The organism is Pseudomonas sp. HS-18 (assembly GCF_020401845.1).
GTDB lineage: Bacteria > Pseudomonadota > Gammaproteobacteria > Pseudomonadales > Pseudomonadaceae > Pseudomonas > Pseudomonas nitroreducens.
Window position 1 is genome coordinate 2170748 of the sequence record NZ_CP084413.1, and the last position, 14025, is coordinate 2184772.

The following is a 14025-nucleotide window of genomic DNA, read 5'->3' on the forward strand; positions in this document are numbered from 1 at the left end:
CGTGATTCTTGTTGTGGTGTATCCATGGCTCAATCTCCTTGGCAAAGGAGACTCAGCGATGGATTCGAACGCCCCGGCCGGCAAGGCCGTGATTCCCAACGGCCGGGTGTTCGAGTCGCTTTGCAGCATGGCGGGCGACGCCACTCCCATAACCTCGCCCGTCACCTTGCTCTTGCTGGCGGATAACGCCGTGGCGTTATCCGCCGCCTCTCAATCCTTGCGGATGGAGAAGTTGGCCATGTGCTCCAGGCCCTTGATCAGGCCGGAGTGGTCCCAGTTGCTGCCGCCGATGGCCGCGCAGGTGCTGAACACTTGCTGGGCGTTGGCGGTGTTGGGCAGGTTCAGGCCCAGTTCGCGCGCGCCGGCCAGGGCCAGGTTGAGGTCCTTCTGGTGCAGGCTGATGCGGAAGCCCGGATCGAAGGTGCCCTTGACCATGCGGTCGCCGTGCACTTCGAGGATGCGCGAGGAGGCGAAGCCGCCCATCAGCGCTTCACGCACCTTGGCCGGGTCCGCGCCATTCTTGGCGGCGAACAGCAGGGCTTCGGCAACGGCCTGGATGTTCAGGGCGACGATGATCTGGTTGGCCACCTTGGCGGTCTGGCCATCGCCATTGCCGCCGACGCGGGTGATGTTCTTGCCCATGGCCTGGAACAGCGGCAGGGCGCGTTCGAAGGTATTCGGGCAGCCGCCGACCATGATGCTCAGGGACGCGGCCTTGGCGCCGACTTCACCGCCGGAAACCGGGGCGTCCAGGTACTGCGCGCCGGTGGCCTTGATCTTCTCGGCGAAGGTCTTGGTGGCGGTGGGGGAGATCGAGCTCATGTCGATCACCACCTTGTTCGGGCCCACGCCCTCGGCGATGCCGTCCTTGCGGAACAGCACGTCTTCGACCTGCGGGGTGTCCGGGACCATCACGATGATGAACTCGGCTTCCTGGGCCACTTCCTTGGGATTGGCCAGGCCGATGGCGCCGGCTTCGACCAGGGCGGCAGGCGCTGCATCGTGGTGGGTGGAAACGAAGATCTGGTGACCGGCTTTCTGCAGGTTCTGCGCCATGGGCAGGCCCATGATGCCGGTGCCGATGAATCCGATTTTGGCCATGAGGAATTCTCCTGGTTGTTCTTGTTAGGCTGGCTGGCGCGGTGCGTACCTACCGCGCCAGCCGGCGAATCAGATGACGTTGTGGCTCTTCAGCCAGCCAAGGCCGGCTTCGGTGGTGGTCTTGGGCTTGTATTCGCAGCCGACCCAGCCGCGGTAGCCGATGCGGTCCAGGTGGTCGAACAGGAAGCGGTAGTTGATCTCGCCGGTGCCCGGTTCGTGGCGGCCGGGGTTGTCGGCCAGCTGCACGTGGTTGATCGAGGCGAGGTTCTTCTCCAGCGTCCGCGCCAGGTCACCTTCCATGATCTGCATGTGGTAGATGTCGTACTGCAGGAACAGGTTGGCGCTGCCGACCTTCTCGCGGATGTCCTGGGCCTGCTGGGTGGTCTGCAGGTAGAAGCCGGGAATGTCGAGGGTGTTGATCATTTCCATGACCAGCTTGATGCCCGCGGCTTCGAGCTTGCCCGCCGCGTACTCCAGGTTGTTCAGGAAGGTATTTTCGATGGTCGCGCAGTCATGACCCTGCGGACGGATGCCGGCCAGGCAGTTGACCTGGGTGTTGCCCAGCACCTTGGCGTAGGCGATGGCCTTGTCGACGCCGGCGCGGAATTCCTCGACGCGGTCCGGGTGGCAGGCGATGCCGCGTTCGCCTTTCGACCAATCGCCCGCCGGAAGGTTGAACAGCACTTGCTCGAGCTGGTTGGCGTCCAGGCGGGCCTTGATCACCTCGGCCTCGACGTCATACGGGAACAGGTATTCGACACCGCTGAAACCGGCGCGTGCGGCGGCGTCGAAGCGGTCGAGGAAGTCCACCTCGGTGAACAGCATGGACAGGTTGGCGCAGAAACGGGGCATGGGGTCACTCCTGTTGAACGGGTGGTGCGTGGTGCTCGGCTTCTTCTTTAGAGAGAGCTGGGGGTGGGGGACTCCCCGCCAGGAAATGTCCACCCCCAGCTCCTCCCCGCAGGGAGGAGTCGTTCGCTCCGACTAATCAGTCGAGCAGCGAGATGGCCGTCGGCGCGTCGACGCCTTTCAGGGCCAGCTCTTCGAACTCGTTGACCGCGTTGATCTCGGTGCCCATGGAGATGTTGGTGACACGCTCCAGGATGACCTCGACCACCACCGGTACACGGTGCTGCTGCATCAGCTCGCGGGCCTGGGCGAAGGCCGCGCCGATCTGGTTCGGGTCGGATACGCGGATCGCCTTGCAACCCAGACCTTCCACCACGGCGACGTGGTCGACGCCATAACCGTTGAGCTCCGGCGCGTTGACGTTCTCGAACGCCAGCTGCACGCAGTAGTCGATCTCGAAACCGCGCTGCGCCTGGCGGATCAGGCCCAGGTAGGAGTTGTTCACCAGCACGTGGATGTACGGCAGGTTGAACTGCGCGCCGGCGGCCAGCTCTTCGATCATGAACTGGAAGTCATAGTCGCCCGACAGTGCGACGACCTGGCGGCTCGGGTCGGCCTTGACCACGCCCAGCGCTGCCGGAATGGTCCAGCCCAGCGGGCCGGCCTGGCCGCAGTTGATCCAGTGGCGCGGCTTGTACACGTGCAGGAACTGCGCGCCGGCGATCTGTGACAGACCGATGGTGCTGACGTAGCAGGTGTCCTTGCCGAAGAACTCGTTCATCTCTTCGTAGACGCGCTGCGGCTTGACCGGCACGTTGTCGAAGTGGGTCTTGCGCTGCATGGTGCGCTTGCGCTCGCGGCAGGATTCGACCCAGGCGCTGCGGTCCTTGAGCTTGCCGGCGGCTTTCCATTCGCGGGCCACTTCCAGGAACACGTCCAGGGCGGAGCCGGCGTCGGAGACGATGCCCAGGTCCGGGGTGAATACGCGGCCGATCTGGGTCGGTTCGATGTCCACGTGGACGAACTTGCGGCCAGCGGTGTAGACGTCGACCGAACCGGTGTGACGGTTGGCCCAGCGGTTGCCGATGCCGAACACCATGTCCGACTCCAGGACGGTGGCGTTGCCGTAGCGGTGCGAGGTCTGCAGGCCGCACATGCCGGCCATCAGCGGGTGATCGTCGGGGATGGTGCCCCAGCCCATCAGGGTCGGGACTACCGGCACGCCGGTCAGCTCGGCGAATTCCACCAGCTTGGCGGATGCGTCGGCGTTGATGATGCCGCCGCCGGCGCAGATCAGCGGACGCTCGGCATCATTGAGCAGGGCCAGGGCTTTTTCGGCCTGGGCGCGGGTGGCCTTGGGCTTGTTGACCGCCAGCGGCTCGTAGGCGTCGATGTCGAACTCGATCTCGGCCATCTGCACGTCGAACGGCAGGTCGATCAGCACTGGGCCGGGACGGCCGCTGCGCATTTCGAAGAAGGCCTTCTGGAAGGCGTAGGGCACCTGGCCCGGCTCCAGCACGGTGGTCGCCCACTTGGTGACCGGCTTGACGATGCTGGTGATGTCCACGGCCTGGAAGTCTTCCTTGTGCATGCGCGCACGGGGAGCCTGGCCGGTGATGCAGAGAATCGGGATGGAGTCGGCGGAAGCCGAGTACAGGCCGGTGACCATGTCGGTGCCGGCCGGGCCGGAGGTGCCGATGCACACGCCGATGTTGCCGGCGTTGGTGCGGGTGTAGCCCTCGGCCATGTGCGAGGCGCCTTCCACGTGGCGGGCCAGGACGTGATCGATGCCACCGAGTTTCTTCATGGCCGCGTACATGGGGTTGATGGCGGCGCCCGGTACGCCGAAGGCGGTATCGACACCTTCGCGACGCATGACGAGTACGGCAGCCTCGATTGCTCTCATTCTGGCCATATTTTGTTCCTCGGTTCTTATACTGATTGTGTACAAAAGTTGAGGCGATTCTAGGCAGGCAATTCGACGAAGGTCAAGACGGGTTGTATACGATGGACTAAACGGTCATTTTTCACTGAAGGCCTTCTGCTGCGCTGGTTTCCGAGAAAACCTGAACGCAGGGTCAAACTATCGTTTGAAAAAATGTATACAAAAATAGATGCATATTGTCCTTTTCAGTTGCTTTGGGTGAGACCTTCGGCTACTAGATTGCGTACAGATTTCTGATACGCGTGTGTGCAGCATTTATCGGTGCGCACAGCGTGATCCGGCTTATCACCCTTGAAGAGGAAAACCTCATGACCACCCTGAGCCTGGAAACCGCACTGGACATCACCCGTCACGCCCTGGTCGCCAGCCGCGAGCTGTCCACTGCGCCGCTGACCATCGCTGTGCTGGACGCTGGCGGGCATCTGTTGAGCCTGCAGCGCGAGGATGGCGCGAGCATGCTTCGCCCGCAGATCGCCATCGGCAAGGCGTGGGGGGCGGTGGCGCTGGGCAAGTCGTCGCGCGTGCTGGCGGCGGACGCTCAGCAGCGCCCCTCGTTCATTGCGGCAGTGAATACGCTGGCGCAGGGCAACGTGGTGCCGGCGCCGGGGGGCGTGCTGATCCGCAATTCGGCCAATGAAGTGATCGGCGCCATCGGCATCAGCGGCGATGTGTCGGATATCGATGAGCAGTGCGCTATCCGCGGCGTTCAGGCGCTGGGCCTGGTCGCGGACGCGGGCTGATCGAAGACGGGAAGGGCGCGCGTTCGTCGTGCGCCTGGGCGAACTTGTAGGAGCGAGCTTGCTCGCGAACCTCCATTAACACCGGTCGTTTCAGGTGTGAAGCGGGATCGCGAGCAAGCTCGCTCCTACGCGTTTCCGGGGTGCCAGTAGGATGGGTGGAGCGAAGCGATACCCATGCTGCAACGGTTGAAAACGCTTAGATCGAGAGCGGCCGCAAACGCCCCTGCGCCTTCGGCTCGCTGCCGTTGTCCGGCGCGGTGCCGCGCAGCACCAGGCGAGTGATGGTCTCGGTGGCCGCCTCGAAATCCGCATCGCTCAGGCTGGTCTTGCCGGTGACCATGGAGATCTGCCAGTCGAAATCGGCATAGGTCTGCGTTGCCGCCCAGATGGTGAACAGCAGGTGGTGCGGGTCCACCGGTGCCAGCAGGCCGCGGTCGATCCAGCTCTGCAGGCAGGCGATGTTGCGCTGGGCCTGGGCGTTCAGTTCCTCCAGGTATTCCTTGGGCAGGTGCGGTGCTCCGTGCATCAGCTCGCTGGCGAATACCTTCGAGGCGTGCGGCAACTCCTGGGAAATCTTCACCTTGGAGCGGATGTAGGCGCGCAGTGCTTCGCTCGGCTCGTCGTCCTCGCGGAACGGCGCGGACGCCTGCAGCAAGGGTTCCACCACGCTTTCCAGCACGCTGCGGTAGAGGTTTTCCTTGGACTGGAAGTAGTAGTAGACGTTGGGCTTGGGCAGCCCGGCGCGAGCGGCGATGTCGCTGGTCTTGGTCGCCGCGAACCCCTTCTCGGCGAACTCCTCGCTGGCTGCGCGCAGGATCAGGCGCCGGTTACGCTCGCGAATGCTGGTCATTGGCTGGTCTTCTTTCTTGTATTGCGTGGTCACCAAATATAAGCCGGGCATGGTAGCACCGGGCTCCGGAAGCCCTCAACTCAGGCGCTTGTACGCATTTTCCTGACTCATGGGTCGGTTTTTTGTGTACAGCGGCAAGGTTCTGCGGTATTTCTAGCGCACTTTCGTTCGGCACCTGCCATCCGGAACCCCAATGTCCGATTCCCAGTTGGTCGACCCCTTCGGTCGACGCATCACCTACCTGCGCCTGTCGGTCACCGACCGCTGCGACTTCCGCTGCACCTACTGCATGAGCGAAGACATGCAGTTCCTGCCGCGCGACCAGGTATTGAGCCTGGAGGAGCTCGAAGCCGTCGCCGACGCCTTCATCGGCCTGGGTGTGAAGCGCATCCGTATCACCGGCGGCGAGCCGCTGGTGCGCAAGGGGCTGACCGGCCTGCTGGCCAGGCTGGGCGCGCGGCCGGAACTGGAAGACCTCTCCATCACCACCAATGGCTCGCAACTGCGTGAGCGCGCCGTTGAGCTGCGAGCGGCGGGTGTGCGCCGCCTGAACATCAGCCTCGACTCCCTGCGCCGCGAGCGCTTCGCCGCCTTCACCCGTTCCGACAGGCTGGAGCAGGTGCTCGACGGTATCGACGCCGCCCGCGAGGCCGGCTTCGAGCGCATCAAGCTCAATGCCGTGGTGCAGAAGGGCCGCAACGACGACGAGGTCTGCGACCTGGTGGAGTTTGCCCTGGCCAAGGGCATCGACATCAGCTTCATCGAAGAGATGCCTCTGGGCAGCGTCAGCAGCCATGAACGCAAGCAGACGCTTTGCAGCAGCGACGAAGTCCGCGCGCAGCTCGCCGAACGCTGGCAGTTGCTGCCCACGCCCGAGCGCAGCGGCGGGCCTTCGCGCTACTACCGCATCGACGGCTACCCCAGCCGCATTGGATTCATCTCCCCCCACAGCCATAACTTCTGTGGCGACTGCAATCGGGTGCGGGTGACCGCCGAAGGCAAGCTGGTGCTCTGCCTTGGCCATGAAGGCGCGCTGGACCTGCGCCAACTGCTGCGCGAACACCCCGGCGACAGCGTGCGCCTGCGCGAGGCGCTGATGCGCGCGCTGCAACTCAAGCCTGAGCGCCACCATTTCGAAGCGGATCAGCAAGTACAGGTGCTGCGCTTCATGAGCATGACCGGCGGCTGAGTCCGCCACGGCGGGTTGCCTGACCTGCCGATAGAACAACAACACGTCACAAGGAGAGTCGTTTGAAGCTCAAGGCCTTCTGCTGGGCGCTCGCCAGCATCCTGTCCCCCGTCATTTCCGCTCCTGTCGTGGCGCAGACCTACGTGGTCGGCGTCGAGAACCTTCCCTTCGCTCCGCACTACAGCACCGATGCCCAGGGCAATTACCAGGGCTTCGCCCGCGATGTGCTGGATCTGTTCGCCAGCAGCAGCGGCATCAGTCTCGAGTACCGTCCGCTACCGGTGGACGCGCTGCTGCCGGCGCTGCTTTCCGGAGAGGTCGATCTCAAGTATCCCGATAACCCCGACTGGGCTCCGGAGCAGAAGGCCGGCAAGACCCTGCGCTATAGCCAGTCGGTGACGCAGTACGTCGATGGCGTGCTGGTTGCGCCGGAGCGCCTGGGGCAGGGCATCGGCGCGCTGAAGCGGCTGGCGCTGGTGGAAGGCTGGACGCCGCGGGGCTACGAGGCGCCGATCCAGGCCGGGCAGATCAGCCTGGCGCCCAGCGCCGACCTTCGGCAGATGGTTCATACCGCGCTGAAGAGGCAGGCCGACGGCGCCTACTTCAACGTGGTGGTCGCCACTTACTACCTGGACAACATTCGTGCCAAGCCCGGTGCGCTGGTGTTCGATCCTTCGCTACCGCATACCCGCAGCGCGTTCCACCTGTCCACGGTGAGGCAGGGCGACCTCATCCAGCGCTTCGACCGCTTCCTCGTCGACCATGCCAAGGAAGTCGCAGCGCTCAAGGCCAAGTACGGCGTCGAGGCGAGCCTGGACTCCGAGCATCTGGGCGTCGAGCAGTGGAAGGTGGATTTCCTCGAGCGGCAGAAAGCGAAACAGAAGTCGCCCTGATCCTCCATCTTCCCTAGAATCGCCGCTGTCGTTTGCGCGCCAGCCGTAGGGAGGATGAAGTGCGCCGCGCTTTGTTCATCTGTAGCCGCAACCGCTTGCGCAGTCCCACTGCCGAAGCTGTCTTCGCCAACTGGCCGGAGGTCGAGACCGACTCCGCTGGGTTGGCGCAGGACGCGGAGGTTCTGCTGGGCGTCGAGCAGTTGGAGTGGGCTGATCTGGTGTTCGTCATGGAGCGCAGGCAGCGACAGGCGCTGCTGCGCCGATTCCCCATGGCGATGCGCGGCAAGCGCCTGGTATGCCTGGATATCCCCGATGACTACGGCTACCTGCAACCGGAGCTGGTGCGGATTCTCGAGCACAAGGTCGGGCCTTTCCTGCGGCAGGCTCAGGCGTGAGCGAAGTCCGTATTGCGCTCCGGGATGCAGTGCTGGTCTGCCCGGGGTTCCGTATCCAGGCCCAGCCCGAGCCTTCGCTGGAGATCGATGGCGACCTGCTCTGGGCGCTGGAGCAGCCGCAATGGTGCGAGCTGGCCGTGTTGCTGGAAGAGCGCGACGGCGCGTTGTGGATTGTGCCGGTGCCGCTTGCGCAGCAGGCGGGGTTCGATCCGCAGCGGGTGATCGGCTGGCGTGATGAGCCTGTGCGCATCGTGCAGCCCGAAGGTGTGGAGGATGCCGAGGCCGCCATCCATTGGTGGCGCGGCGGGGCGGTCGAGGACGTGCGCGGGCGCGTCAGTCATCATCCCTGGGGGCGCCTGCTGCGTCTTGAGGGGCCGGGGATCGGCCCCGAGCACATTCTCTTTCCCCGTGGGCACGGCTGCGTCTACCTCGGCCATCTGGACACGGACTGGCGCCGGCTGCGGATCGAGCCGACTTCCTGATTTCGGCGCACCCCAAGATTTCCGGAACCGAAGCGCAGCGGTCGCAGCCTAAATCTGCACTGTCCCAGCGAGGTGCTCCGCATGGCCACCGAAAAACCGCCCGCTCGCGGCGCAGCCCAGTCGCGACCGCGTAGCAAAGGCAGCGACTCTGCCGCAACGCGCAAGACCGCACCAGGCACCCAGGCCAGGGAATCGAAGGCGGGCAGTGATACCGCGGACGATCTCTCTGCCGAAGAGCGTCGCAAGGTCGAGAAGAGCCAGCCGCCGCGCGCACTGGTGTTGCACGAAGTCATACGCTTGCAAGGCAACCACGAACTGGAGCGCACCCTGGCGGCGCTCTGGTGGTCGGCGCTGGCCGCCGGCCTGACCATCGGCTTGTCGCTGATGGCCATGGGGATGTTCCGCGCGCGTCTGCCCGATCACGACATGGCAGTGATCACCACCAGCCTCGGGTATCCGGTGGGCTTTCTGGCAATCATTCTTGCGCGCCAGCAACTGTTCACCGAGAACACCCTGACGGCGGTATTGCCGGTCATGAGCGAGCCGACGCTGGAGAAGTTCGGGCAGCTCCTGCGGCTGTGGTCGGTAGTGTTGGCGGGCAACATCGTCGGTGCGCTGCTGTTCGCCTACGGCATGCTGCACTTGCCGATCTTCGATACCAAGGTGGATCAGGCTTTCCTGGAGATCGGCCGCGAGGTCATGGAGAACGACCATTGGCAGATGTTTTCCAAGGGCATCGTCTCTGGCTGGATGATCGCCACCATGGTCTGGCTGGTGCCGGCGGCGGAGAACGCCAAGGTGTGGATCATTTTCCTGGTCACCTACCTGATGGCGCTGGGCAGTTTCAGCCACATCGTGGTCGGCACCTGCGAAGTGGGTTACCTGATGTTTGCCGGGGAGGTCGGGCTGGCGGCGTTCGTCGTCGACTTCGCGTTGCCCACGCTGGTGGGCAATATCGTCGGCGGCAGCCTGATCTTTGCCTTGATGAGCCACGCCCAGGTTCGCAGCGATACCTCATCGCCGCCGGAAAAAGTCCCGAAAAAGAAAACGGCGCCCTGAGGCGCCGTTTTTCTTCGTGCGGTTTGAAGCGAGGCGTCAGATGCCCAGCTTGTCGCGCATGGTGTAGTACCAGGCGCCGATCGCGGAGAACGGAACCTGGAACATGCGACCACCCGGGAAGGGGTAGTGCGGCAGGGTGGCGAAGGCGTCGAAACGTTCGGCCTGGCCACGCAGCACCTCGGCCAGCAGTTTGCCTGCCAGGTGGGTGTAGGTCACGCCGTGGCCGGAGCAGCCCTGGGAGTAATAGATGTTGTCGCCGATGCGGCCAACCTGCGGCAGACGCGAGAGGGTCAGCAGGAAGTTGCCGGTCCAGGCGAAGTCGATCTTCACGTCCTTCAGCTGCGGGAAGACCTTCAGCATCTTCGGACGAATGATCGCCTCGATGTTCGACGGATCGCGCGCACCGTAGACCACGCCGCCACCGAAGATCAGGCGGTTGTCGCCGGTCAGGCGGTAGTAGTCGAGCAGGTAGTTGCAGTCCTCGACGCAGTAGTCGGTCGGCAGCAGGGACTTGGCCAGGTCGGCGCTCAGCGGCTCGGTGGTGATCACCTGGGTGCCGCACGGCATGGACTTGGAAGCCAGCTCCGGCACCAGGCCGCCAAGGTAGGCGTTACCGGCTACCACGATGAACTTGGCTTTCACGCGGCCCTTCGGGGTGTGCACGACCGGGTTGGCGCCACGGTCGATCTTCACGGCAGGGGACTGCTCGTGGATCACGCCGCCCAGGGATTCCACGGCTGCGGCTTCGCCCAGGGCGAGGTTCAGCGGGTGGATGTGGCCGCCGCTCATGTCGAGCATACCGCCGACATAGCTGTCGGTGCCCACGACTTCGCGGATGCGCTTGGCGTCCATCAGTTCCAGCTGGGTGTGGCCGAAGCGCTCCCACAGCTTTTTCTGCGACTCCAGGTGGCCCATCTGCTTGGCGCTGAGGGCTGCGAACACGCCGCCGTCCTTCAGGTCGCACTGGATGTTGTACTTGGCGATACGCTCGCGAATGATGCGGCCGCCTTCGAAGGCCATGTCGCCCAGCAGCTTGGCCTGCTTGGCGCCAACGGAGCGCTCGATGACGTCGATGTCGCGGCTATAGCTATTGACGATCTGGCCGCCGTTACGGCCCGACGCACCGAAGCCAACCTTGGCGGCTTCCAGTACGGTGACCTTGAAACCGTTTTCCAGCAGGAACAGGGCGGTCGACAGGCCGGTGTAGCCAGCGCCGATCACGCAGACATCGGTTTCCACCTCGCCCTGCAGTTCAGGACGGGCCGGGACCGGGTTGGCCGAAGCTGCGTAATAGGAAGAGGGGTAGGAAGTGTGCGGCATAATGCACCTGTGTTTGTTATTTTTTACGAGATGTGCGGATGCTACCTGAGTCGAATCTGGCCGGCTAGTGCCCGTGCAAAATAATTTACGGACGGTCGAACATAAAAAAATTCACTTTTTCAGTGGCTTAGCTGAAAAAAGTGCTTGACCGGTGAAAACGATCGCGTAGAATGCGCCCCACACGACAGGCACATAGCTCAGTTGGTTAGAGCACCACCTTGACATGGTGGGGGTCGTTGGTTCGAGTCCAATTGTGCCTACCAAACATAATCGCTTCGGCGATTTCAGAAAGGGCGATCCGAAAGGATCGCCCTTTTTGTTTGTCTTTAGGAAAGTGGCTTCTCTGCAGGGGTGGTGGCGCGCCTGCTATGTTTTCTCCTGGCTGATGGTCGGAGGTGGTGATGCTCGGTCTGCGATCCTGGTTGTTGTTCGGTGCGCTCTTGGTGCCGTTGCCGGCGCTGGCGGAAATGCAGGTGATCTGGCCGCAGGGTTGGGAAGTGTCGCGCTCGCCGGTTGATGCGGCAGCGGACGCGCCGGTGGTTCGTCAACGCGGCGTGCGCTTGGCTGAAGACGGTTCTCAAGACCTGGTCATGGAGGTCACGCGCAGTCGGCTCGGCTCCGGCGTCACGGTCAGTGCCGAGAATGTCATCGTCGAGATGCGCAAGGCGTTGCAGAAGGACTTCATGCGCCAGGGCTTCCAGGCGGCTTGCAGCAAGCCGTTGGATACTCTGCTTGGTGGTCTGGAGGGTCTGGAGGTGCATTGCGGGATCAGCCAGAACGGCACTGAAGTGCTCAAGCAGACCGTGCAGGTGGCGCTGGGTGATGGTGCGGCCTATTCATTGACCTATGCGGCGCCTGCGCAGCGCTATGCGGAATTGCTGCAGGAGATCGAGACGGTGAAGGCGGGCATCAGCCTGCGCTGACTTCTTCCTTTATATGGATGGCAGAAAAGCAAAAGCCCCGCTCATGCGGGGCTTTTTCGATTCCGGGCTCAGGCAGCGATGGTGGCTTGCACTCGCTGGATCACCGCGTTCAGCGGCGCCTCGCCCTGGTATTGCTGGGGGTAGAGGCGTTCGGTGTGCTTGGCGATGCCATGCTCGTTGACCAGGGTGAAGCTGAAGCCATGCTTGCGCTTGGCCTGGATGACGCAGTTCAGAGGGGCGAAGGCCGCCGAGAGGGTGCCAATCGCCTCCAGGATTTGCGGGGAGGTTTTCATTGTCTTGTCTTTCCAAATAGGTAACGGTCCTATGACCGTCGAAATCGTCAAAAGCTCCGGTTGCGATCTGAGAATGCAGAAAACGTATGACCGGAATATGGCAGCGATTGGAAACTTGGGGGTCGGTTCGCGTCAGTCTGCGGTGTTGGGTAATTGCAGGTGATTTGACGTGGGGCGCTGGTCGCTCGGGCAAGCATTCCTGGCACGGTTGGCGTGCTCTGGAATCGATGCGGAGGATGCGCTGGCCGTGGCCCTGTGGACCCCAGCTTCTGCCCTGGATCAGGTAGGGAGTGCTGGGAGGGGCGACCTTGGGTTTGGTTTTCGCTGAGGGGATTATAAGGATTTCTGCTAACGATGGCTAGTTTTTATACAGCCGCCGGTCAGTTCCTTCTGGGAAGGTGAGAGATTCCGCGGAGCGGGAGCGCTCCGCGGAATAATCGGACTCACTGCAGCCAGGATTCCACGGTGTCGCCACCGTACTGTTGTTTCCAGGCTTTCAGGGTCTTGTGGTTGGCGCCCTTGGTCTCGATGGTCTCGCCATTGTGCGGGTTCTTGTAGATCTTCAGTTGGCGAGTGCGGCGCGCCGGCTGTGCGGCTGCGGGCTCGGTGGAAGTCTGCGGGTCGAGAATCTCGATGACGTTGCGCAGGTTCATGCCGTACTGGTCCATCAAGGCTTGCAGTTGATCCTTGAACTCCAGTTCCTTTTTCAGGCCGCCATCGCTCTTGAGTTTCTCGAGCAGGGCGAGTTGTTCCTGGAGTTTGCGCTCGGCTTCGCGGAATTCCGCAAGTTTGGACATCTGGGTGCTCCCGTATGTAGGGTGATTTGTACGGGGCGATTCTGTGTTCTGGTGATTGTTCGCGTCAACTGAATATATGAATTGTTGCGATTGGGAAAACACACTTTAAATGTAATCAGCGGATGAAGGGTTGGTGGATTAATTGAGTGATTGGGGATAATGCGCGGGCTAAAGGGTGTGGTTGGGTTTCGTTCGGGCTGAGTAATCCCTGCAAATCCTGTGTGATTTATTGTGGTGCGTTGCCTGTGAGTGCTGGATGAATTTCGAGATTGTGAAATACCGGGTCAATGACTATGAACTGACGTGCCAGGTTGCCGGGCAGGGCGTGCCCCTGCTGCTGGTACACGGGTCGCTTTGCGACTACCGCTATTGGCAGGCACAGGTCGAAGCCTTGTCTGCCCGTTACCGTGTGATCGTGCCCAGCTTGCGCCATTATTTCCCGGAGCAATGGGGCGGCCAGGGGATTGGCTTTTCGACGGAACAGCATGTTGATGATCTTCTCGCCTTGATCGACCAGTTACCTGCGCCGGTCCATCTGCTGGGGCATTCGCGGGGCGGCAACATCTGTTTGCGAGTGGCACTGATGGCTCCGCATAAATTGCTCTCTTTGGCGCTGGCTGATCCAGGTGGAGACTTTGCGGACAATGTCTTCACTGGAGCAAATATTGAAGCGCCGGTATCTCCTGTCGAACGCAATCAGTTTCGCCAGCAGGCGCTTGGAATGATTCGCGAGGGAGATGTTGAAGGAGGGTTGCAGCTCTTTGTCGATACTGTCAGTGGGGCGGGAGTCTGGTCGAGGTCATCTGCACAGTTTCGTGAAATGGCGACGGCCAATGCCATGACCTTGGTTGGGCAGGTTGCCGATCATCCTGCGCCTATTAATCGGGAATCGATATCGCAGTTGCAGTTGCCAGTATTGCTGATCGGCGGAGCCAGAAGTCCGGAGCCGTTTCCGCGAATCCTCCAGGCGCTGCAACTCAGTCTTGCGGATGCGCGCATGGTGACGATTCCCGGCGCCTCCCATGGCATGAATGTGATCCGTCCGGCGTCCTTCAATCGCGCTGTGCTGGAATTTGTCGATCAGTACTGAGCGAAGTCAGGCTCTGCGCTCGTCAGCTTGCGCAACTTGCAGTAACATCCAGCGCCCTGTCCGCTATTGTTTGCGATCAGGTTTTCGATTTCTTCCAGT

General features: G+C 62.4%; 15 protein-coding genes and 1 tRNA gene. 9 read left to right on the forward strand and 7 right to left on the reverse strand.

Going from position 1 to position 14025, the window contains the following annotated elements:
• Positions 1 to 210: 210 nt before the first annotated feature.
• The 3 genes from LDJ84_RS10115 to gcl all read right to left on the reverse strand — a co-directional run bounded on the left by LDJ84_RS10115 (position 211) and on the right by gcl (position 3865).
• Positions 211 to 1101 (reverse strand): 2-hydroxy-3-oxopropionate reductase, encoded by an 891-nt coding sequence (locus LDJ84_RS10115; protein WP_024763150.1) that lies wholly within the window; start codon positions 1099 to 1101, stop codon positions 211 to 213.
• A 69-nt stretch (positions 1102 to 1170) separates the two neighbouring features.
• Positions 1171 to 1953, reverse strand: a complete 783-nt coding sequence (gene hyi / locus LDJ84_RS10120) for a hydroxypyruvate isomerase (RefSeq protein ID WP_226046291.1) — start codon at positions 1951 to 1953, stop codon at positions 1171 to 1173.
• Between the two features lie 136 nt (positions 1954 to 2089).
• Positions 2090 to 3865, reverse strand: a complete 1776-nt coding sequence (gene gcl / locus LDJ84_RS10125) for a glyoxylate carboligase (RefSeq protein WP_037017074.1) — start codon at positions 3863 to 3865, stop codon at positions 2090 to 2092.
• Positions 3866 to 4203: 338 nt separating this feature from the next.
• Here gcl and LDJ84_RS10130 point away from each other — a divergent pair, with 338 nt between their 5' ends.
• Positions 4204 to 4635, forward strand: coding sequence for a GlcG/HbpS family heme-binding protein (locus tag LDJ84_RS10130; RefSeq protein ID WP_024763153.1), 432 nt, complete (start codon positions 4204 to 4206; stop codon positions 4633 to 4635).
• 196 nt (positions 4636 to 4831) lie between these two features.
• Here the strand turns inward: LDJ84_RS10130 and LDJ84_RS10135 are convergent, their stop codons facing one another.
• Positions 4832 to 5485: a TetR/AcrR family transcriptional regulator gene (locus LDJ84_RS10135; protein ID WP_037017082.1), complete on the reverse strand. Its 654-nt coding sequence runs from the start codon at positions 5483 to 5485 to the stop codon at positions 4832 to 4834.
• A 193-nt stretch (positions 5486 to 5678) separates the two neighbouring features.
• Between LDJ84_RS10135 and moaA the strand changes: the two genes are divergently transcribed.
• The 5 genes from moaA (at position 5679) to LDJ84_RS10160 (ending at position 9503) form a co-directional block, all read left to right on the forward strand.
• Positions 5679 to 6674 carry a GTP 3',8-cyclase MoaA gene (gene moaA, locus LDJ84_RS10140; protein WP_226046292.1) on the forward strand — a complete coding sequence of 332 codons (996 nt, stop codon included), beginning with the start codon at positions 5679 to 5681 and terminating at the stop codon, positions 6672 to 6674.
• Positions 6675 to 6736: 62 nt separating this feature from the next.
• Positions 6737 to 7567: a substrate-binding periplasmic protein gene (locus LDJ84_RS10145; protein WP_226046293.1), complete on the forward strand. Its 831-nt coding sequence runs from the start codon at positions 6737 to 6739 to the stop codon at positions 7565 to 7567.
• Between the two features lie 59 nt (positions 7568 to 7626).
• A complete protein-coding gene (locus tag LDJ84_RS10150; protein WP_024763156.1) occupies positions 7627 to 7962 on the forward strand; it encodes a low molecular weight protein tyrosine phosphatase family protein in 336 nt (111 codons plus the stop codon).
• Positions 7959 to 8444, forward strand: a complete 486-nt coding sequence (locus LDJ84_RS10155) for a hypothetical protein (RefSeq protein WP_226046294.1) — start codon at positions 7959 to 7961, stop codon at positions 8442 to 8444. The genes LDJ84_RS10150 and LDJ84_RS10155 overlap by 4 nt, the downstream gene beginning before the upstream one ends.
• A gap of 81 nt (positions 8445 to 8525) precedes the next feature.
• Positions 8526 to 9503 carry a formate/nitrite transporter family protein gene (locus tag LDJ84_RS10160; RefSeq protein ID WP_226046295.1) on the forward strand — a complete coding sequence of 326 codons (978 nt, stop codon included), beginning with the start codon at positions 8526 to 8528 and terminating at the stop codon, positions 9501 to 9503.
• 36 nt (positions 9504 to 9539) lie between these two features.
• Here LDJ84_RS10160 and LDJ84_RS10165 read toward each other — a convergent pair whose 3' ends face one another.
• On the reverse strand, positions 9540 to 10823 hold the full coding sequence (locus tag LDJ84_RS10165; RefSeq protein ID WP_054911130.1) for an NAD(P)/FAD-dependent oxidoreductase: 1284 nt from the start codon (positions 10821 to 10823) through the stop codon (positions 9540 to 9542).
• A gap of 186 nt (positions 10824 to 11009) precedes the next feature.
• Here LDJ84_RS10165 and LDJ84_RS10170 point away from each other — a divergent pair.
• Both LDJ84_RS10170 and LDJ84_RS10175 read left to right on the forward strand, forming a co-directional pair.
• Positions 11010 to 11086: transfer RNA gene (locus tag LDJ84_RS10170), tRNA-Val, on the forward strand.
• A gap of 138 nt (positions 11087 to 11224) precedes the next feature.
• Complete coding sequence (locus LDJ84_RS10175) at positions 11225 to 11746, forward strand: DUF4946 domain-containing protein (RefSeq protein ID WP_169887454.1); 522 nt, start codon at positions 11225 to 11227, stop codon at positions 11744 to 11746.
• Between the two features lie 68 nt (positions 11747 to 11814).
• Here LDJ84_RS10175 and LDJ84_RS10180 read toward each other — a convergent pair whose 3' ends face one another.
• Both LDJ84_RS10180 and LDJ84_RS10185 read right to left on the reverse strand, forming a co-directional pair.
• Positions 11815 to 12039: a hypothetical protein gene (locus LDJ84_RS10180; protein WP_017516486.1), complete on the reverse strand. Its 225-nt coding sequence runs from the start codon at positions 12037 to 12039 to the stop codon at positions 11815 to 11817.
• 443 nt (positions 12040 to 12482) lie between these two features.
• Positions 12483 to 12836: a histone-like nucleoid-structuring protein, MvaT/MvaU family gene (locus LDJ84_RS10185; protein ID WP_226046296.1), complete on the reverse strand. Its 354-nt coding sequence runs from the start codon at positions 12834 to 12836 to the stop codon at positions 12483 to 12485.
• A gap of 256 nt (positions 12837 to 13092) precedes the next feature.
• Here LDJ84_RS10185 and LDJ84_RS10190 point away from each other — a divergent pair, with 256 nt between their 5' ends.
• On the forward strand, positions 13093 to 13926 hold the full coding sequence (locus LDJ84_RS10190; RefSeq protein ID WP_065327427.1) for an alpha/beta fold hydrolase: 834 nt from the start codon (positions 13093 to 13095) through the stop codon (positions 13924 to 13926).
• Positions 13927 to 14025 lie beyond the last annotated feature (99 nt).

Coding starts and splice junctions, on each gene's coding strand:
- gcl (WP_037017074.1), bottom strand. CDS start 3,865: ATGGCCAGAATGAGAGCAATCGAGGCTGCCGTACTCGTCATGCGTCGC.
- LDJ84_RS10190 (WP_065327427.1), top strand. CDS start 13,093: ATGAATTTCGAGATTGTGAAATACCGGGTCAATGACTATGAACTGACG.
- hyi (WP_226046291.1), bottom strand. CDS start 1,953: ATGCCCCGTTTCTGCGCCAACCTGTCCATGCTGTTCACCGAGGTGGAC.
- LDJ84_RS10180 (WP_017516486.1), bottom strand. CDS start 12,039: ATGAAAACCTCCCCGCAAATCCTGGAGGCGATTGGCACCCTCTCGGCG.
- LDJ84_RS10130 (WP_024763153.1), top strand. CDS start 4,204: ATGACCACCCTGAGCCTGGAAACCGCACTGGACATCACCCGTCACGCC.
- LDJ84_RS10175 (WP_169887454.1), top strand. CDS start 11,225: ATGCTCGGTCTGCGATCCTGGTTGTTGTTCGGTGCGCTCTTGGTGCCG.
- LDJ84_RS10165 (WP_054911130.1), bottom strand. CDS start 10,823: ATGCCGCACACTTCCTACCCCTCTTCCTATTACGCAGCTTCGGCCAAC.
- LDJ84_RS10115 (WP_024763150.1), bottom strand. CDS start 1,101: ATGGCCAAAATCGGATTCATCGGCACCGGCATCATGGGCCTGCCCATG.
- LDJ84_RS10160 (WP_226046295.1), top strand. CDS start 8,526: ATGGCCACCGAAAAACCGCCCGCTCGCGGCGCAGCCCAGTCGCGACCG.
- LDJ84_RS10135 (WP_037017082.1), bottom strand. CDS start 5,485: ATGACCAGCATTCGCGAGCGTAACCGGCGCCTGATCCTGCGCGCAGCC.
- LDJ84_RS10185 (WP_226046296.1), bottom strand. CDS start 12,836: ATGTCCAAACTTGCGGAATTCCGCGAAGCCGAGCGCAAACTCCAGGAA.
- moaA (WP_226046292.1), top strand. CDS start 5,679: ATGTCCGATTCCCAGTTGGTCGACCCCTTCGGTCGACGCATCACCTAC.